Annotated in this window: 13 protein-coding genes and 1 riboswitch; of the genes, 4 read left to right on the forward strand and 9 right to left on the reverse strand. The window is 73.3% G+C overall.

From position 1 onward, the window contains the following. Positions 1-9 precede the first annotated feature (9 nt). Both ACSUPT_RS12975 and ACSUPT_RS12980 read left to right on the forward strand, forming a co-directional pair. On the forward strand, positions 10-795 hold the full coding sequence (locus tag ACSUPT_RS12975) for a hypothetical protein (protein WP_361658374.1): 786 nt from the start codon (positions 10-12) through the stop codon (positions 793-795). 173 nt (positions 796-968) lie between these two features. Further along, on the forward strand, positions 969-1,634 hold the full coding sequence (locus ACSUPT_RS12980) for a hypothetical protein (RefSeq protein ID WP_436944346.1): 666 nt from the start codon (positions 969-971) through the stop codon (positions 1,632-1,634). A 61-nt stretch (positions 1,635-1,695) separates the two neighbouring features. Here ACSUPT_RS12980 and ACSUPT_RS12985 read toward each other — a convergent pair whose 3' ends face one another. The 9 genes from ACSUPT_RS12985 to thrC all read right to left on the reverse strand — a co-directional run bounded on the left by ACSUPT_RS12985 (position 1,696) and on the right by thrC (position 16,004). Continuing rightward, positions 1,696-1,902: a hypothetical protein gene (locus tag ACSUPT_RS12985; RefSeq protein WP_351967027.1), complete on the reverse strand. Its 207-nt coding sequence runs from the start codon at positions 1,900-1,902 to the stop codon at positions 1,696-1,698. Between the two features lie 181 nt (positions 1,903-2,083). Continuing rightward, a complete protein-coding gene (locus ACSUPT_RS12990) occupies positions 2,084-4,231 on the reverse strand; it encodes an FG-GAP-like repeat-containing protein (RefSeq protein ID WP_436944348.1) in 2,148 nt (715 codons plus the stop codon). Between the two features lie 233 nt (positions 4,232-4,464). Continuing rightward, positions 4,465-4,923 (reverse strand): hypothetical protein, encoded by a 459-nt coding sequence (locus tag ACSUPT_RS12995; RefSeq protein WP_436944350.1) that lies wholly within the window; start codon positions 4,921-4,923, stop codon positions 4,465-4,467. 146 nt (positions 4,924-5,069) lie between these two features. Continuing rightward, positions 5,070-9,083: a polymorphic toxin-type HINT domain-containing protein gene (locus ACSUPT_RS13000; protein ID WP_436944352.1), complete on the reverse strand. Its 4,014-nt coding sequence runs from the start codon at positions 9,081-9,083 to the stop codon at positions 5,070-5,072. Between the two features lie 260 nt (positions 9,084-9,343). Continuing rightward, the gene (locus ACSUPT_RS13005; protein ID WP_351967031.1) at positions 9,344-10,792 is read right to left on the reverse strand and encodes an alanine/glycine:cation symporter family protein; all 1,449 of its coding nucleotides are present in this window, start codon (positions 10,790-10,792) and stop codon (positions 9,344-9,346) included. Between the two features lie 325 nt (positions 10,793-11,117). Beyond that, positions 11,118-12,740, reverse strand: coding sequence for a chaperonin GroEL (gene groL / locus ACSUPT_RS13010; RefSeq protein ID WP_023587935.1), 1,623 nt, complete (start codon positions 12,738-12,740; stop codon positions 11,118-11,120). 1,007 nt (positions 12,741-13,747) lie between these two features. After that, positions 13,748-13,951 carry a cold-shock protein gene (locus ACSUPT_RS13015; protein ID WP_010474007.1) on the reverse strand — a complete coding sequence of 68 codons (204 nt, stop codon included), beginning with the start codon at positions 13,949-13,951 and terminating at the stop codon, positions 13,748-13,750. 455 nt (positions 13,952-14,406) lie between these two features. Beyond that, positions 14,407-14,682 (reverse strand): ubiquitin-like small modifier protein 1, encoded by a 276-nt coding sequence (locus ACSUPT_RS13020; protein WP_351967032.1) that lies wholly within the window; start codon positions 14,680-14,682, stop codon positions 14,407-14,409. A 20-nt stretch (positions 14,683-14,702) separates the two neighbouring features. After that, entirely contained in the window at positions 14,703-16,004 is a 1,302-nt protein-coding gene (gene thrC, locus ACSUPT_RS13025) for a threonine synthase (protein ID WP_351967033.1), read from the reverse strand. Between the two features lie 18 nt (positions 16,005-16,022). Then, a riboswitch (SAM riboswitch) is annotated at positions 16,023-16,168 on the reverse strand. 153 nt (positions 16,169-16,321) lie between these two features. On the opposite strand from thrC, the gene ACSUPT_RS13030 reads away from it, so the two are divergent. Next, positions 16,322-17,299, forward strand: coding sequence for a glucosyl-3-phosphoglycerate synthase (locus ACSUPT_RS13030; protein ID WP_436944354.1), 978 nt, complete (start codon positions 16,322-16,324; stop codon positions 17,297-17,299). Between the two features lie 44 nt (positions 17,300-17,343). Further along, positions 17,344-18,744: a trehalose-6-phosphate synthase gene (locus tag ACSUPT_RS13035; protein ID WP_365727480.1), complete on the forward strand. Its 1,401-nt coding sequence runs from the start codon at positions 17,344-17,346 to the stop codon at positions 18,742-18,744. The last annotated feature ends 34 nt before the right edge of the window (positions 18,745-18,778 follow it).

An 18,778-nucleotide genomic window follows, 5' to 3' on the forward strand; every position in this document is an offset into this window, starting at 1 on the left:
GGTGAAACCATGAACCAGGTCGTGGAAGCCCTCGTGATCGGCCTCGTCGGCGCGCTCATAGCCGCCGGCACGGTCCTCGTCTGGCACCGCTACCGCCCCCAGGACGCCGACGAGGGCGACCGGGGCGAGGAGGCCGCCGAGTACATGTCGATGATGATCGCGCTGCTGTACGCGCTCCTCCTCGGCCTGGCCCTGGTCAGCGTCTGGGAGATGCGCGCCGACGCCGAGGGCAACACGTCCAAGGAGGCGGGCGCCCTCCACCAGATCGCGGTCCTGTCCGACGGCCTGCCGCCCGAACAGCGGCGCCGCGTCGAGGCGTTGGCGGAGGAGTACGCGACCCATGTCGTACGCGACGAGTGGCCGCTCATGAACCGGCGCGAGCAACTGGGGCCCACGGGCTGGGAGATCCTCGGCCGCCTGCGCTCCGCGGCCGCCGCGGCCCCGGACTCCACCCCCGCGCAGCAGGTCACGTCCCTGGAAGTCCTCGCCCAGCTCAGTGACTTGGACGAGGCCCGCCGCGGCCGCGAGGCCAACGCCGAGGACTCCATGTCCCCCGTGCTGTGGGCCGGACTGGCCGTGGGCGCGGTCCTGTCGGTGTGCATCCTGTTCTTCTTCGGCATCGGCCGCAGCCCGAGCCAACTCGTGATGGCGATGGGCATGGTGGCGCTGACGGTGTTCCTCGGCTACCTGATCCACCAGCTGTCGATGCCGTTCGGTGACGTGGCGGGCGTCGACACGGACCCGTTCACCCGCTACTTCGCCATCCCGGACAGCGCCACCGCCCCGCCACCCTGACGGCGCAGGCGCCGCCAGGCAGCCACGGCGACGCGCCGACCCGCCGTACAGCGCCCGGAAAGACGCTGGCAGGAGGCACCGCCCCGAGCCTAGGGTGATCGCCGTCCGCCAGGTGGAGCTGACCACTCCCCCCGTGGCGGGCGACATCCCACCCGGGATCTGGAGGGCTGACCATGGCAAGGGACATCGGCCTGTCGTGGATGGCGGCGCAGTGCGACGCCGCGGAGGAACTGCCCGTGCCCGAGCTCGACTGCCTGGCCGAGGAGGGCCCGGTCGCCGCCACGGCCCGTATCGCGGCTCGATCGGTCGCCGCCTTCGGCGCCGAGGCGTCGCTTGCTCTGTGGCAGGACGTCCGACTGCTCCGGGACTCCCCGCTGTCGGACGAAGCCATTCGCACGGTGTGGCTCGGCGCCACCGACCACATCTTCGACCCGGCGCGGGACGGCGTCAGCGCCCGCGACTGGCTGGCACGACTGGAGGAGGCATGGCTCACCGCAGCCCGCCACACTGATCCCGGCCCGGTGCCGCCGGCCACGCGGCCCGTGCGGGACGAGGAAGACCGCCGGGTCGTTCTCGGAGTGATCCGTACGCTAGGGCCACTCCTGGCCTTCGAGGCGGAACGCCATGCCTGTCCGCTGCCGCTCGCGGGTCTCGTGCCGGCTCTTGAACAGGTGACCGGTGACGTGTGCCCGGGTCTCGGGTATCGCCTGTTGCTGCGCGCCCTGAAGTCCTATTGCGTGCCGGTGGGCCGGGAGACCGCTGATGCTCTGACTTCCACCGGGGCACGCTTCGGGTTCTCACCGCAATACGTCCACGCGGAGTTGAACCTCCGCCTGTGAATCCTCGGAGGCCCTGCCATCGCTGCTCCGATGGCAGGGCCCCGCACATCCGGCACGGCCCTCACTCCCGCGCCGTCCCCTCCAGCGCGTCCGCCAGCCTGGCCGCCGTGTCGAGGTTGCAGCGGCCCAGTTCCACCAGCGGGTACGGGGACTCGCTCGTCACCGTCACGAGGTCGACGCGGAGCGACGGGAGGACCACGCCCGCTCGCAGCAGTTCCTCCCGCAGCCGCTCCACCGTCTCTTCCGCCGCCCGCAGCCGCTCCTGCATCACACACACCTTCCACACTGTGGGTATTCGCCTACATACACAGCGTGGTCGATGGGGGGCCGCTGCGAACGCAGTCGGCCGCCCGACAACCCCTTCTGACTAACGGGAGTTGCGCAACGGCCGGTGGAACGTCAACAGGCCGGTACGGGGAGCCCGTACCGGCCTGTCGCGCAGGGTGCCGTCAGCCGCTGTAGGGGCGGACGAACTTCGTCTGGTCGAAGAGGAAGTTGTTCGGCGACGACTCCCAGCCCGCCAGCGCGCCGTTGAGCCAGCCGTCCGGCTTCGCCGTCCACGTCCACATCCGGACGACCTCCGTCGCCGGGTAGTGGTACATCGCGCCCAGGTCGTCCCGGCCGTCGCCGTTGTAGTCGCCCACGACGACCTGGATGGACGCGGTGGCGAGGGAGCCGCTCAGCACGAGAGCGGGAGCCGAGAACGCCGTGCCCGTGGACAGCAGCCGGTGGCCGGTCGACTTGCCGCCGCCCGCGTCGTACCAGAACAGCACGTCGTCCCGCCGGTCGCCGTCGAAGTCGCCGGCGTGCGGCTGCGCCCGGTTCCAGTCGTACGTCGTCGCCGCCGGGCCGGTCCACCAGGTGCCGGGCGCGGTGAAGACGCCCGCCGACGTCGCCGGGAACACGTACTGCCTGATCGAGTTGTCGCCCTGGCCGTAGAAGACGCTCAGCTCGTCGCGGCCGTCGCCGTTGAAGTCGCCGGTCAGGAACTTGGCGCGGCTGCGCAGCCAGGTCCCGGACGGGCCGTACCACTCCGACTCCACCGGGCGGGCGAACGTGCCGTGGGCGTTGGCGAGGAACGTCCAGATCCGGGTCACCCCGGTCGTCTTGTCGACGTTCCACAGCGCCACGTCGTCGCGGCCGTCGCCGTTGAAGTCACCGGCCTGCGGCGTCATGTTGCTGTAGTGGAAGACCCCGTGGCCGGCGACGACCGCCCACACCTGGTACGGCTCGTCGAACGCGCCGTCCGCCCGGCCCTTCGCCAGGAACATCTTGACGCTCGTGTCGCTGTAGCCCTGCACGAACAGCAGGTCGCCGGGGCCGTCGCCGGTGAAGTCGCCCGTGACGCGCTTCATGTACTCGGCGCGCCACTGGTCGACGGCGGCCGTGTACGTCTTCGTGTAGCCGCTGAGGCTGCCGTCCGCGCGGCCGTTGAAGGTGTACGTCGCGTCGGTGCCCTGCGCGAAGTCGTACCAGGCCGTCATGTCGCTGCGGCCGTCGTGGTCGTAGTCGTTGTCCACGACCGTGTTGCTGGACCACACCGTCGCGCCCGCCGTGTCGCGGATGACGACGTTGCCCCGGTCCTGGACGACGAGCGTGCCGCCCGCCGCCGCCGTGCCGGACGCCCACAGCGCCGTACCGGCCGCGTCCCGCACGACGAGGTTGCCGTCCGCGCCGAACAAGGCCGTCGCGCCCGGGTGGCCCGCCGTGCCGGACCGCCACAGGACGCCGCCGGCGCGGGAGGTGACGACCAGGTCGCCGTCCGCGCGCAGGGTGAGGCGGGCCGAAGCGGAGACGAGCGTGTCGCCCGCGCGCAGCACGGCGCCCGCGGCCAGCGACGAGCCGAACACCATGCCGTCCGTACGGGACGCGACGGCGCCCGTGCGGGTCTCGTCCGTGCCGAAGCAGCCGCCCTGCCAGGAACGGGTGTTGATGCCGACCAGCTCGAAGCCGCCGGCCGCCCTCGGGCGCAGCAGCGGGCCGCCCGTGTCGCCGGAGCAGATGGCGTCCCCGGCGCCGGCGCCCGTGATGCCGAGCGTGCCGCCGGCGACCGTGTCCACGCCGAACGCGGCGGTGTGCAGCCGGTCCGGTCGCCACTCCGTCGCCGTCCGGCCGAATCCGGCGGCCCTCAGCGACTCGCCCGGGGTCACGGGCGTCGACGCGAGCGGGACGGTCGGCACGCCGACGGCCGGGGCCGCCAGGCGCGCGAGGACCAGGTCGGTGCCGTCGCGCGGCACCAGTTCCACGACGTCGGCGACGTGTCCGCCGGTGCCCGCCAGGTCGTCGCGGCCGACCGTGGCGGTGGTCTTCAGGGCCGGCTTGCCCGCCTCGACCTGGCCGCCGAGGACCGGGTCCGGCGCGAAGCAGGCCGCCGCGGTGAGCAGCCACTCGGGGTGGACGAGCGCGCCCGAGCAGGCGCGGGTCTGGTCGCCGGCGCCGATCGCCAGGTTCGCGGTGAACGCGTACGAGGCGTCCGCGGCCGCGGGGCCGGTCGCCGCGTGGGCGGGTACGGCCGCGGCGAGCAGACCGGTGGCGGCGGCCGCGGCGAGTATGCCGCTCAGCCGGGCGGATCTGGCGGGTCTGTGTGCAGTGGGCACGGGTTCCCCTCGGGTGAGGTGTGGGTGGGGTCGGGTTTGGTTGGTCGGGTGTGGGGGGTGGTGGGGTGGAGCGGCCTGGGGGGTACGCGCGTACGCGTGTCGCGCGTGGGCTCGGTGTGGCGGGTGGGGCTCAGTGGGCCGGGTGGGGTCGGTGGGGCGGATGGCGGATGGGGTCCGCGGTCATGAGGTGGCCGGTGTGCGGGTGGGCTCGGTGGCCGGGTGGGTCCGCGCCCTCACGGCCTTCCGCGGTCCAGCGGGCCGAACGGGTTCTCCAGCGCCACCAGCTCCCCCACCGCCGCGTCCAGGAAGCGCAGCGCCTCGTCCAGCGGGAGCGTCCCCGACCCGCGCTCCCACAGGACGGAACGGCCCTCCGGGAGGTCGCCGGCCGGTTCGTCCAGGTGGACGTCCACGCCGACGCGCACCGCGCAGCCGTCCTCCGCGACCCGTACCGACACGGTGAGGTCGATCTCGTTGGTGACGGCGTAGTCGGGTGTGACAACCTGCAGGAACCGGTGCAGCGACGTCAGTTCGCACGCGCCGCCCTCGTGGACGCGGTTGCGCAGGTCCGGGGTGAGCTCCCGGCCTTCGCCCAGGCCCTCCGTGTGCAGCAGCAGCGCGCTCGCGTGGCGGCCGACACGGGTGTGGGCCCGGTCCAGTGCCCTGAGCAGGTCCAGGATCTCGCCGTATGCCATGGGCCGTCTCCTCCGGGGGTCGCGTTCGGGTTCGGTGCGGGGTCGCTGTCGGGCCAGGGACAGGGGGCCGGGTGGCCGGGGCCGGGGCCGGCGGAGGCGGTACGGGGCCGGGGCGGCGCCCGGGTCCCCGTACCGCCTCGGCGGCGTCAGCTCGCCATCATGGTGTAGACGATCCACGTCCCCTTGTGGCCGTCCTCGCCCTTGTCGACGCGGCGGATCAGCAGCTCCAGGGTGTACGCGTCGCTCACGTTGCCCTGGCTGTCCGCGACCCGGCCGATCGGCTGGCCGAAGCGCTTCTTGAGGATGCGCTCGGCGCCGCGCGAGTTCTTCGCGGCCCACTTGTTGAGGTCCACGCCCGCGAGGACGGCGTCGATGCTCTGCTGCGCCGTCTGCGGGTGCAGCGTGGACGCCTTGCCGCCGCGCAGGGTGGGGGCGCGGGCGATGATGTCCTGGTCGGTCAGGCCCACGTGGTCCTTCGCGTGGCCGCCCGCGATGCGGTAGTCCTTGTCCAGGTTGCCGCAGTTGTGGACGAGGAGCGGCGCGTCGCCGGCGAGGGCGTAGTACGTGTGGAGGCCCTTGACGGACAGGTTGTAGACCCGCTCCGGCTCGGTCCACGCGCGGGCGGACGTCACCTCGACGGTCGTGCCGTCCGGGGTGCGCAGCCCGGTGCCGGGCCGTACGTCCGCCGCGTCCACCCAGGCGCGCCGGCCGGTGTCCCAGAACGGGTGGTTGGCGGTGGCGGTGACGGTGCCGGTGCGGTCGCCGCGGTCGCCGTCCGTGTCGACGGTCAGCCGTACGAGGGTCTTGAGCCCGTACCCGGTGACGACGTCCTCGACGAGGCGGGCGCCGGTGCGGCCGGTGGCCGGGTCGGTCGCCAGGACCTCGTCGCCGACGCGCACGGCGCTGATCGGGACGCTGGTGCCGTCCGCCTTCGCGACGCGCGTGGTGCCGGTGAAGCTGTTCGGGACCTTGCACGGCGGCGGGGTGTTCTTGCCGAACAGGCCCTTGAAGAAGTCGGCGGCCTTGTCGCCCCACTTGCCGAACTTGACGGCGGACGCCCCGTACCCGACGGCCGGGGCGGCCGACGCGCAGGACAGCCCGGCGTTCACGGCGTCGCCCTCGGCGCCGTACCAGGCGCAGTTGGCGCCGTCGGCGGCCTCGCCGAAGCCCGGCACGAGCCCGCCCACGTCGAGGAGGAAGTGGCCGGTCTCGGAGAGGATGCCCCACACGTCGGTGTCGTCGGCCTCGGCGTTCGCCGCCTCGATGATCGCGGCGTTCTCCTTCAGCTCCTTGATCCGGGCGCGCTCCTCGCGGGCGGCCTCCTCGCGGCGCTTCGCCGCCTCCTCCTCCTTGCGCTTGACGAGGAACGCGGCGTACGCCTCCTTCGACGCCTTGTCCGCGGCGGCGGCGTCCTGGCCGGCGGCGGTCGCGGAGGCGCGGGCCGCGTTCGCGGCGGCCCAGGCGTCGTCGGCGGAGTAGCGCGCGGCGGCGGCCGAGTCGGCGGCGCGGGCGGCGGAGACGGTCGCCTGGCGGGCGGCCTCCTTCGCGTCGGCCTCGGCGGCGCGGGCGGCCTTCGCGGACGCGGCGGCCTCGTCGGCGGACTTCTGCGCCGCGTCGGCGGAGGCGCGGGCGTCGTCGGCGTACTTCTTCGCCTGGTCGGCGGACGCCTTGGCCTTCTTCGCCCAGTCGGCGGCCTCGGCGGCGGCCTTGCGGGCGACGGCGGCGACGCGGGCGGCCTCGGCGGCCTGCGCCTGGGCCTGCGCGGCCGAGGCGGCGGCCTGCGCGATGAGCTGCTGCACGGCGGCCACGTGGGTCGCCGCGAGCTGGTCCTTGCGCTTCGCCTTGTACTGGCCGACCTCGATGAAGTGGTGCAGCAGCTGCGGCGGGCCCTCCAGGGCGATGCGCGCGGCGGCCCTCACCTCCGGGCCGCCGGTTCCGAGCAGCCGCGTCGCCTCGACCCGCTCGTCCTCCGTGCGGGCCGCGTACTGGCCGGACGTGATGAACGCGCGCAGCGCGTCGGTGGAGCCGTCGTTCAACGCGGCCTGCGCGGCGGCGTCCAGGCCCCTGCCCGCGTCGTCGCTGATCCGGACGACCTCCACGCGGTAGTCGTGCGCGGCGGCCTCGTGCTGCCCGGTCGCCAGGAACGCCCGTACGGCCGCGGGGTCACCGCCCAGGGCGGCGACGGCCGCGTCGCGCACGGCGGGCGAGTCGGCCTCGTCGGCGAGGCGCTCCACCCGGGCCAGCTCGTCCATCTCGGCGGCCTGGTCGCGGCCGGAGCGCACGTACTCCACGACGGCCTCGTCCGGCCCGGCGAGCGCGGCCTGCGCGGCGGCGGTGGCCCACGGGCCGGCGTGCCGCATCGTCGCGACGGCGACCTTGCGGCCCTGCGCGGCAACGACCGCGAGGTCTGTGCCGGGCTCGGCGGCCTCGGCGGCGAGCCGGTCGGCCTCGGCGACGAGCGCGGCCGCCCTGGCCTTCTCCGCGGCGGCGGCCTCGCGGCGCTCGTCGTCGGCGGCCTTCAGGTCGCGGGCCCGTTCCACGGCGGCCGTGGTGCGGGTCTGCAGGTCCTCCGCCTCCGACTTGCGGGCCAGGTCGTGGATGGCGCGGGCCTTGGCCACGGCGGCGGTCGCCGCGTCGGCGGCCTTCTTCGCCTCGGCGGCGTGCGCCGTGGACTCCTTGGCGGCCTTCGCCGAGTCGCCGGCGTGCTTGGCGGCCTCGTCGGCGGCGGTGGCGGCCCGCTCGGCGTGCGCGGCGGCGTCGTTCGCGGCGTCCCGCGCCTCGAACGCGGCGGCGGCGGACTGGCGGGCCAGGGACTCGGCGGCGTTCGCCGCGCGGGTCGCCTCGGCGGCGTGGCGGCGGGCGGTCGCCGCGGCGGCGGCGGCCTGCGCGGAGTGCGCCCCGGCGGCGTCGGCATGGCCGCTGGCCTGGGACGCGGCGGTCGCGGCGGCGTCCGCGTTGGCGCCCGCGCTCGCGGCGGCCTTCGCGGCGTCACCGGCGGCGAGCGCGGCCACACCGGCCTGGAACGCGGCCTCCGACGCGAGCTTCGCGCCCTTCGCCGCCGTACGGGCCTCCTCGGCGGCCTTCCGCGCGGCGGACGCCTCACCGGCGTCGGCGGCGGCAGCGGCGGCGGCGCCCCGGGCGCGGGAGGCGGCCTGGGCGGCAGCGGCGGCGGCCGATGCGGCCTGCGAGGCGGCGGCCGCGGCGACGCGCGCGGAGGCGTTCGCGGCGCGGGCCGCGCTGATCGCCTGCTGGGCCGCCGCGGCGGCACCGCGCGCGGCGGAGGCGGCGCGCCCGGCGGCGTTCGCGGCACGCTTGGAGTCCTTGCGGGCCTCCTCCGTCTCCTTCGCCGCCTTCAGCGCGGCTTCCTTCGCCAGCTGGGAGGCGGCGACGGCGCGGGCGGACGCCTCCTTGGCGGCGTCCGTCTCCCGCTTGGCCCGCTCCCCGGCCTCCTTTGCCTGAGCGGCGAGCTGCGCGACGGACGCCCGCTCCTGGTCGCGGGCGCGCGCCACATGCTGCCCGACCTCCAGGAACTCCCGTACGTCGTGGGGGGAGCCCTCCATCGCGAGCGCGGCCGCGGCCTTCGTGGCGGGCCCGCCCGACGCCATGATCTGCATCAGCCGCACCCGGTCGTCCGCCTCGCGCGCGGTGTGCCGGGTGTGCTGGAGGAACTGCCGTACGTCCTCGATGGTGCCGCCCAGCGCGGCCTGCCCGGCCTCGCGGACACCCCGGCCGCCCTCGTTCATGATCCGGGCGGCCTCGACACGCTGGTCGTCCTCCAGCGGCTGCTGCCAGCCGCCGCGCAGGAAGGCGTCCAGCTCCTCCGGCGTGCCGCTCAGGGCGCGCTGCGCCGCCTCGCGGACGCCCTTGCCGCCCAGCGAGATCATCTGGAGCGCCGTCACGCGGTCGTCGTGCAGCCGCGTGACGGCCAGTTCGCTGTCGAGGAACCGGCGCACATCCGCGTCGGTCCCCGTCAGCGCGGCCTCGGCGGCGGCCTTCACGCCCGGCCCGCCGGTCTTCCACAGTTCGACGACCCGTGCCCGTTCGGTGTCGGGCAGCGGGCCCGCCTCGACGTTCGCGGACCCCGCCGCGAGCGTCTCCTCGGCCGCCGCGGGGCTGACGCCCACCGCTCCTGCGGCCAGGGCCATGGAGAGGGTGCCCACGCACAGCGCGCGCAGCGTACGCCCTCTCCTCCCCCCTGTTCTGTACACGGTCTCTTTCCCCTCTGAGAGGCGGACCGGCTCGGTCGTGGGCCCGGTCCGCCGCGTGGTCAACGCGTGCCGAGCATAACCGCGAAGATCAACTTCGGGTGGGGGAAACAGACCGGCGGCCCGGCCCCGGGAACGCCGGAGGGCGGCGACCCCCGACCGGGAGGTCACCGCCCTCGTGGCGTACGGGCGCGGGGCAGGCCCCGCGGCCGCGCTCAGGCCACGCGGTCGCGCACGGGGTCGTCGTCCGGCCAGCACTCCACGCCGCTCAGGTCGGGCATCCGGCTCGCCGCGAACACCGGGTCGCGGCCCTCGCGGCGCTGCGCCTGGTAGTCCTCCAGCAGCCGGAACGCCACCACCGACAGCGGGATGATCGCCGCCAGGTTCACCAGCGCCATGAAGCCCATGAACACGTCCGCCAGGTTCCACACGACGCTGACCGTGCCGAGCGCGCCGAGGAACACCGTCACCAGGACCAGCGTCCGGTAGGCGGGCAGCACCCAGCGCTTGCCCGTCATGTACTCGATGTTGGACTCGCCGTAGTAGTAGTTCCCGATCAGCGTCGAGAAGCACAGCATGAACACGACGACGGTCAGGGCGTGGCCGGCCCACGAGCCGAGGGTCGACTCCAGCGCCGACTGCGTCAGGTCGGCGCCCTGCCGGCCGGCGAGCGTCGGGTTGGTCGTCAGGATGATGAACGCGGTCATCGAGCAGATCAGCAGCGTGTCGAAGAAGACGCCCAGCGCCTGGACGAGGCCCTGCTTCACCGGGTGGGTGACCTCGGCGGCGGCGCCCGCGTTCGGCGCGGAGCCGAGACCGGCCTCGTTGGAGAACATGCCGCGCCGGATGCCATTCTGGATGGCCGCGCCGACCGCGCCGCCCGCGACCTCGCGGAAGCCGAACGCGCCGCCCACGATGTCGGCGAAGACCCGCGGGATGTCGCTCACGTTCATCAGGACGACGACGGAGCCCAGCACCAGGTACAGGATCGCCATCACCGGCACCAGCCACTGCGTGACCGACGCGATGCGCCGTACGCCGCCGAAGACGACCAGGCCCAGCAGCAGGGCGACGGCCGCGCCGATCACCGGGGCGAGGCCGTCGGAGTTCTCGGCGCCGAGGGAGCCGCTGACGACGGCGGTGATGGTGTTGGACTGCACGGCGTTGAAGACGAAGCCGAAGGTCACCGTGATCGTCACGGCGAAGAGGAAGCCCAGCCACGGCTTCTTCAGGCCGCGCCGCATGTAGTACGCCGGGCCGCCCCGGTACGTGCCGTCCTCGTCGCGCACCTTGTACAGCTGCGCCAGCGTCGACTCCACGAACGCGGAGGCCGCGCCGACGATCGCCATGACCCACATCCAGAACACCGCGCCGGCGCCGCCGAGCGTGATCGCGCCCGCGACACCCGCGATGTTGCCCGTGCCGACACGGGCGGCCGCCGAGATGGTGAACGCCCCGAACGACGAGACGGGCTTGCGGCTCGCGTCCCCGTCCGGCGCGGGCGCCGGGTCCTTCAGCACCCGGAACATCTCCGGGAGCAGCCGCAGCTGCACGCCGCGGGAGCGCAGGGTGAACCAGAGGCCCGCGAGCACGACGACCGGGATGAGCAGATAGGTCCAGAAGACGTCGTTGACGTCCACGATCAGGGAATCGAGGGTCTGCACGGGAATCCTTGTGGGGGTCGACTGCACAAGGGCCTCCGCGTCGGGAGACCCGCCCCATCGTCACATAGAGCGGCAATCCGCCCTAACCCCGCCAGGGGGCCGCGTGACATGTCCCACTCGGCCGCGGACCCGCCCGTACGACCGCATCCCGCCGCGTAGTCCCGCGGACACCGTACGGGGTTTCTGGGACGGCGTACGGGGTCCTGGGCGGCGTACGGGCCCGCGGACGACGTACGGGCCCCGGGACGGCGGAAGGGCGGCACCCCCGCGCCGGGGGTGCCGCCCTTCCGTACCGCTACTACCGGACTGGTCCGATCCGCGAGGATCAGAAGTCCATGTCACCGCCCGGCATGCCGCCGCCGGCCGGCGCGGACGCCTTCTCCGGCTTGTCGGCGATGACGGCCTCGGTGGTGAGGAACAGCGCGGCGATCGACGCGGCGTTCTGCAGCGCGGAACGCGTCACCTTCGCCGGGTCGATGATGCCCTCGGCGACCAGGTCGACGTACTCGCCGGTCGCGGCGTTCAGGCCGTGGCCCGGGGTGAGGTTGCGCACCTTCTCCACCACGACGCCGCCCTCGAGGCCGGCGTTGACGGCGATCTGCTTGAGCGGGGCCTCCAGGGCGGCCTTGACGGCGGCGGCACCGGTGGCCTCGTCGCCCTCCAGCTCCAGCTTCTCGAAGACGCTGGACGCCTGGAGCAGGGCCACGCCACCACCGGCGACGATGCCCTCCTCGACGGCGGCCTTGGCGTTGCGCACCGCGTCCTCGATGCGGTGCTTGCGCTCCTTCAGCTCGACCTCGGTGGCGGCACCGGCCTTGATGACGGCCACGCCGCCGGCCAGCTTCGCCAGACGCTCCTGGAGCTTCTCGCGGTCGTAGTCCGAGTCGGAGTTCTCGATCTCGGCGCGGATCTGGTTGACGCGGCCCTGGACCTGCTCGCTGTCACCGGCACCGTCGACGATCGTCGTCTCGTCCTTGGTGATGACGACCTTGCGGGCGCGGCCCAGGAGGTCCAGACCGGCGTTCTCCAGCTTGAGGCCGACCTCCTCGGAGATGACCTGGCCACCCGTGAGGATGGCGATGTCGCCGAGCATGGCCTTGCGGCGGTCGCCGAAGCCCGGGGCCTTGACGGCGACGGACTTGAACGTGCCGCGGATCTTGTTGACGACCAGCGTGGAGAGCGCCTCGCCCTCGACGTCCTCGGCGATGATCAGCAGCGGCTTGCCCGACTGCATGACCTTCTCCAGCAGCGGGAGGAGGTCCTTCACCGCGGAGACCTTGGAGTTGACGATGAGGATGTACGGGTCCTCGAGGACGGCCTCCATGCGCTCCATGTCGGTCGCGAAGTACGCCGAGATGTAGCCCTTGTCGAAGCGCATACCCTCGGTGAGCTCCAGCTCCAGCCCGAAGGTGTTGGACTCCTCGACGGTGATGACGCCTTCCTTGCCGACCTTGTCCATGGCCTCGGCGATCAGCTCGCCGATCTGGGTGTCGGCGGCGGAGATGGAGGCGGTGGAGGCGATCTGCTCCTTGGTCTCCACGTCCTTCGCCTGCTCCAGCAGCGCGCCGGAGACGGCCTCGACGGCCTTCTCGATACCGCGCTTCAGGGCCATCGGGTTGGCACCGGCGGCGACGTTGCGCAGGCCCTCGCGGACCAGCGCCTGGGCGAGCACGGTCGCGGTGGTCGTACCGTCACCGGCGACGTCGTCCGTCTTCTTGGCGACTTCCTTGACCAGCTCGGCGCCGATCTTCTCGTACGGGTCCTCGAGCTCGATCTCCTTGGCGATGGACACACCATCGTTGGTGATCGTGGGGGCGCCCCACTTCTTCTCGAGGACGACGTTGCGACCCTTGGGACCAAGGGTGACCTTGACGGCGTCGGCGAGCTGGTTCATCCCGCGCTCGAGACCGCGCCGTGCCTCCTCGTCGAACGCGATGATCTTGGCCATGTGAAGTGGTCCTCCCGGACTGGGGTGGATTGCTCCGGACCGCGCTGGCGCCCGCGACGGACGGCCCGCGTGCCGTGTGGTTCCTTGCCCCACACGCCCTGCCGGCCTCACCGACGAGGTCCTTCGTTGTCACTCTCACTCGCAGAGTGCTAACGCCAATGATTAGCACTCGCCCTATGAGAGTGCAAGCGCCTCCCCCATTCCCGGACCCCGAGCCCCCGGCCCCCCACCCCCGAAACCCACCCCGCCACACACCCCCGGGAGGCCCCTCCCCGCTGCCGCGCCAGCCCCGCCACAAGCCGCCCCGGCCGCCCCCTCCACTCCCGCACCCCCCGCCGACGGCCGCCCAGGCCGCGCCCTCGACTCCCTCACCACCCGCCGACGGGCGCGCAGGCCGCGCCCCTTCCGCCGTGCACCCCCCACCCGACCCGCAGCCGCCGCGGACTCAGCCCCGTGCGGGGCGCACTGCCGCTGCACGCCGGGCCGCCCCCCGTGCGCGCCGCCGCTGTCGCTGCGAGCAGCACAGCCCAGTGCGGGGCGCACTGCCGCGGCCCCTGCCGCCTGCACCCGCGCCCCCGCCGCGACTGCGCCCCCGTGCAGCACCACGCCACCCTGCGGGCCGCGCCGGGCCGCTGCCCCGCTGTGGGCATGCGTTCCGCCCGGGGCGGAACGGGTGGGCACAGCGGACCCGGCGGGTGCCCCTTCCCGCGCGCACCGCACAAGGGGGCACCCTCCCGGGCGGGGCACCCCGTTGTGCCCACCCTCCCCCAAGCTCTCGGCTTCGCTCGAGCAGGGGGGACCCCCATCGCCCCTGGGGGTACCCCCTGGACGAAGTCCTTGGGGGAGGAATGACTGCCCACAACGGGTGGGCGCAGCAGGGGCACCGCAGGGGGCTGGCCCACATGGATGGGGGTCGGCCCGCAGGGGGGCGGCGGGCAGGACGAAGGGCTCGACTCCTGGGGGAGTGCGAGCCCTTCGGGAATGCCGTTGGCCGGAACGCGTCGTGCTTAGACGGCGATCTTGACCATGTCCGCCTGCGGACCCTTCTGGCCCTGCGAGATCTCGAACTCGACCCGCTGGCCCTCCTCAAGGGTGCGGTAGCCGTCCATCTGGATCGCGCTGTAGTGCACGAAAACATCCGCACCACCGTCGACCGCGATGAAGCCGTACCCCTTCTCCGCGTTGAACCACTTGACGGTGCCCTGAGCCATGCCTAACTCCCCTATTACTGGCCCTTGCACAGGACCGCACTTCGCGGACCCGGGTCAGACCTCGCCCACTGACAGGGGTGGGCGTGCGCCGGAACGCGTCGACCGCGGCTGAATGTATCTGCCCAACTGCCCTCTGCAACAGGTCAATCAGACGAGAAATCCGTGCACCGGTGAACGGAAATGGTGGCTGGAATGGGCTGAATCCCGGGCAAGTCGGGCCGACAAAGGGCGCAAATCACGCATCGCGCAACGCCAGTTTGGCTACTTCTTGTCGGAACCCGGCGCATTCTCATATGCGCCCGGCACAGGCGGGGCGGGGAACTGCCCCAACTCTACCGCGCTCAATCCCCCTACTTTTCCGGGGAATGCGGGAACGGAATCGCCCCCTCCCCCGCCCGGCCGGAAGCCGTGGGCGGGGAGAGGGGGCGCTGTCGTGCGCGGCCGGCCGGGCGGCCTCAGCCGCCGGCGACCGCCGGGATGATCGAGACGCCCGCGCCCTCCGGCGTGGCCGTGGCGAGGCCCTGCTCGAAGCGGACGTCGTCGTCGTTGACGTACACGTTCACGAAGCGGCGCAGCTGGCCCTGGTCGTCCAGGACGCGGGCGGCGATGCCCGGGTGGTTCTTCTCCAGGGACTCGATGACCTCCGCGAGGGTCGCGCCCTCCGCGGGGACCTCGGCCTGGCCGCCCGTGTACGTGCGGAGGATGGTGGGGATGCGGACGTTGACGCTCATGGTGCGTGTCTCCCTGGGGCTTAGTTGGCGAGGCCGGCGTCGCGGAACGCGTCCAGGCTCGGGCGGATCGTCGCGGTGGGACCGGTCGTCGGGGCGACCGCGTCGAGGGTCTTCAGTCCGTCGCCGGTGTTGAGGACGACGGTGGTGAGGGACGGGTCCAGCAGGCCGTTCTCGATCAGCTTGCGCGTGACGCCCACGGTCACCCCGCCGGCCGTCTCGGCGAAGATGCCCTCGGTGCGGGCCAGCAGCTTGATCGCGTCGACCACCTGCTCGTCGTTCACGTCCTCGACGGCGCCGCCCGTGCGGCGGGCGATGTCCAGCACGTAGGGGCCGTCGGCCGGGTTGCCGATGGCGAGCGACTTGGCGATGGTGTTCGGCTTCTGGGGGCGTACGACGTCGTGGCCCGCCTTGAACGCGGCCGACACCGGGGAGCAGCCCTCTGCCTGCGCGCCGAAGATCTTGTACGGCTTCTCCTCGACCAGGCCCAGCCTGATCAGCTCCTGGAGACCCTTGTCGATCTTGGTGAGCTGGGAGCCGGACGCGATCGGGACGACGAGCTGGTCCGGCAGGCGCCAGCCGAGCTGCTCGCAGATCTCGTACGCGAGGGTCTTGGAGCCCTCGGCGTAGTACGGCCGCAGGTTGACGTTGACGAAGCCCCAGCCCTCGCCGAGCGGGTCGCCGATGAGCTCCGAGCAGAAGCGGTTGACGTCGTCGTACGTGCCCTCGATGCCGACCAGGTCGCCGCCGTAGACCGCGGCCATCACGACCTTGCCCTGCTCCAGGTCGTGCGGGATGAACACGCAGGAGCGGAAGCCGGCGCGGGCGGCGGCCGCGCCCACGGCGCCCGCCAGGTTGCCGGTGGAGGAGCAGGAGAGGGTGGTGAAGCCGAAGGCGCGGGCGGCCTCCAGGGCCTGGGCGACCACGCGGTCCTTGAAGGAGTGGGTGGGGTTGCCCGAGTCGTCCTTGACGTACAGGCCGCCGGTGACGCCCAGTTCGCGGGCGAGGTTGTCGGCCTTGACGAGGGGGGTCCAGCCGGGGTTGAGGTTCGGCTTGTCCGCGACGTCCGCGGGGACGGGCAGCAGCGGGGCGTAGCGCCAGATGCTGGCGGGGCCGGACTCGATGAGCGCGCGGAGCTTCTCCGGGTCGCCGGCCGGGAGGTCGTAGGCGACTTCGAGGGGGCCGAAACACTGCTCGCAGGCGAAGACCGGGCCGAGCGGGAAGCGCTCGCCGCATTCGCGGCAGGAGAGTCCGGCGGCGGGACCGAGGTCGACCGGGGAGGCGGCGGAGGGGGTGGTGCTGGGTGCGGCGGTCTGCACAGCCATGGGAGGCGAGGCCCTTTCTCCTCATCTTTCTCACTGGCGCGTGTCGCCGTGAGACGGATTTGGCACCTTCCCTAGCCGGGGGACCTCGCGTGCGTGTGCGAGAACCGACTGGAGGGTTGCCGGGGCTTCATCGGGCCGTGTCCCTCTGCCCCTCTGGATGAGCGGTATGCGGTTGTCGGCGCGGGACCCCGGCATGCGGTGGTCTCGCGCGTTGTTCAAGACTGTAACCGACGCGATGGGCGCCTGAGATAGGCGTCCGAAGCGCGAGATGGATCACATACCGCCTGGTAACAACGACGAACCGAGGAGTGGCGCGCGTGCTGGAAGAGGTGGAGCGCTGGCTGGACCGGCGGTCCTGGTCCGTGGCCGACCGGCCGATCGACCGGCTGCTCGCCGCGAAACGGGCCCACGGCACGACCGTGAGCGTGGTCCTGCCCGCGCTGAACGAGGAGGCGACGGTCGGGGAGATCGTCGCGGTCATCCGCCGGGACCTGATGTCCGACGCGGTGCCGCTCGTGGACGAGCTGGTCGTCCTGGACTCCGGGTCCACGGACCGGACGGCCGAGGTGGCCGCCGAGGTCGGCGCGCGGGTGGTGGCGCGCGACGAGGTGCTGCCGCGGATACCGGCCCTGCCCGGCAAGGGCGAGGTGCTGTGGCGGTCGCTGCTGGTCACGGGCGGGGACGTGGTGTGCTTCGTCGACGCGGACCTGCGGGAGTTCGACGCGGACTTCGTGACGGGGATCGTCGGGCCGCTGCTCACCGAGCCGGACGTGCAGTTCGTGAAGGCGATGTACGACCGGCCGTTCACCCCCGGCGGCGCGGCGTCCGAGGGCTCGGCGGGCGCCGGGCAGGGCGGGCGCGTCACGGAGCTGGTGGCGCGGCCGCTGCTCAATCTGCACTGGCCGCAGCTGGCCGGGTTCGTGCAGCCGCTGGGCGGGGAGTACGCGGCCCGGCGCACGCTGCTGGAGCGGCTGCCGTTCCCGGTGGGGTACGGGGTGGAGCTGGGCCTGCTGGTGGACGCGCTGCACCTGGTGGGCCTGGACGCGCTGGCGCAGGTCGACGTGGGCGTACGGCTGCACCGGCACCAGGACGAGCGGGCGCTCGGGCGGATGGCGGCGGCGATCTACCGGACGGCGCAGCTGCGGCTGTCGCGCGGGCATCTCGTCCGGCCCCGGCTGACGCAGTTCGACCGCACGGAGGCGGGCTTCACGCCGCGCACCCACCCGGTCGACACGGAGGAGCGGCCCCCCATGCGGGAGGTCGCGGAGTACCTGGACAAGCGCCGGGTGGCTTGATTTCCGCACGTTTGAGCGTTTCCCGCACCGGCTAGGTTGGGCTCATGGTCTCGGACATCCTGGTGGCATCGAATCGCGGTCCGGTCAGTTACGCGCTGGACGAGGACGGCGGACTTCAGGCGCGGCGCGGCGGCGGGGGCCTGGTGTCGGGGCTCTCCGCGATCGGGCCCGACGCGGGCGCGGTGTGGGTGTGCGCGGCGCTCGGCGACGGCGACCGCGAAGCCGTACGGCGCGGCGTCGGTGAGACGGGCGTCCGGATGCTGGACATCGACGCGCTGGCCGGCGACGGCACGCACAGCGCCGCGTACAACGGCGTCGCGAACTCGGTGCTGTGGTTCGTCCACCACATGCTGTACCAGACGCCGCTGGAGCCGGTCTTCGACGCCGGGTTCCGCCGCGAGTGGGACGCGTACCGCGCGTACAACCGCGCGTTCGCCCAGGCCCTCGCGGCGGAGGCGGCGCCGGGCGCGGCGGTCCTGATCCAGGACTACCACCTGGCGCTGGCGCCGGGCATGCTCCGCGAACTGCGGCCCGACCTGCGCATCGGCCACTTCTCGCACACGCCCTGGGCGCCGCCGGACTACTTCGGCATGCTGCCCGACGACATCGCCGAGGAGCTGCTGCGGGGCATGCTCGGCGCGGACCGGCTGGGCTTCCTGACGCGCCGCTGGGCGGACGCGTTCGCGGCGTGCTGCGAGCGGGTGCTGGGCGGTACGGGCGGGACCGCGATCGGTGTGCACGGGCTCGGCGCGGACGCCGAATTCCTGCGGGAGCGGTCGCGGCGTCCGGACGTCGAGGAGCGGATGGCGGCGCTGCGGGAGCAGATCGGCGGCGCGGACCGCAGGACGGTGATCCGCGTGGACCGCACGGAGCTGTCGAAGAACATCGTGCGCGGCCTGCTGGCCTTCCGCGAGCTGCTGACGGCGCGCCCCGAGTGGCGCGAGCGGGTCGTGCACATCGCCTTCGCGTACCCGTCCCGGCAGGACCTGGAGGTCTACCGCCGCTACACCGCCGAGGTGTCGCGGGTGGCCGAGGAGATCAACGCCGAGTTCGGCACGGAGACCTGGACGCCGGTCCTGCTGCACGTGAAGGACGACTTCGCCCGCTCGCTCGCCGCGTACCGCCTGGCCGACGTGGCGCTGGTCAACCCCATCCGGGACGGCATGAACCTGGTCGCCAAGGAGGTCCCGGTCGTCTCCGACGAGGGGTGCGCCCTGGTCCTGTCGCGGGAGGCGGGCGCGCACGAGGAGTTGGGCGCCGACGCGGTGACGGTCAACCCGTACGACGTGACGGCCACCGCCGAGGCCCTGCACAAGGCCCTGTCGATGCCCGGCCCCGAGCGCGCCGACCGCACCAAGCGCCTGGCCGCCGCCGCCACGGCCCTCCCGCCCCAGCGCTGGTTCCTGGACCAGCTGGAGGCCCTGCGGTCCGGTCCGGAGGCCTGACAAGCCACCCCACGGACCGCCCCGGCCCCGACCA

The sequence above is a fragment of the Streptomyces sp. SudanB25_2051 genome, from assembly GCF_964272635.1.
GTDB lineage: Bacteria > Actinomycetota > Actinomycetes > Streptomycetales > Streptomycetaceae > Streptomyces.

Excerpts from the sequence above, each read along its gene's own strand:
- ACSUPT_RS12975 (WP_361658374.1), top strand. The coding sequence starts at position 10 with ATGAACCAGGTCGTGGAAGCCCTCGTGATCGGCCTCGTCGGCGCGCTC.
- ACSUPT_RS12980 (WP_436944346.1), top strand. The coding sequence starts at position 969 with ATGGCAAGGGACATCGGCCTGTCGTGGATGGCGGCGCAGTGCGACGCC.
- ACSUPT_RS12985 (WP_351967027.1), bottom strand. The coding sequence starts at position 1,902 with ATGCAGGAGCGGCTGCGGGCGGCGGAAGAGACGGTGGAGCGGCTGCGG.
- ACSUPT_RS12995 (WP_436944350.1), bottom strand. The coding sequence starts at position 4,923 with ATGGCATACGGCGAGATCCTGGACCTGCTCAGGGCACTGGACCGGGCC.
- groL (WP_023587935.1), bottom strand. The coding sequence starts at position 12,740 with ATGGCCAAGATCATCGCGTTCGACGAGGAGGCACGGCGCGGTCTCGAG.
- ACSUPT_RS13015 (WP_010474007.1), bottom strand. The coding sequence starts at position 13,951 with ATGGCTCAGGGCACCGTCAAGTGGTTCAACGCGGAGAAGGGGTACGGC.
- ACSUPT_RS13020 (WP_351967032.1), bottom strand. The coding sequence starts at position 14,682 with ATGAGCGTCAACGTCCGCATCCCCACCATCCTCCGCACGTACACGGGC.
- thrC (WP_351967033.1), bottom strand. The coding sequence starts at position 16,004 with ATGGCTGTGCAGACCGCCGCACCCAGCACCACCCCCTCCGCCGCCTCC.
- ACSUPT_RS13035 (WP_365727480.1), top strand. The coding sequence starts at position 17,344 with ATGGTCTCGGACATCCTGGTGGCATCGAATCGCGGTCCGGTCAGTTAC.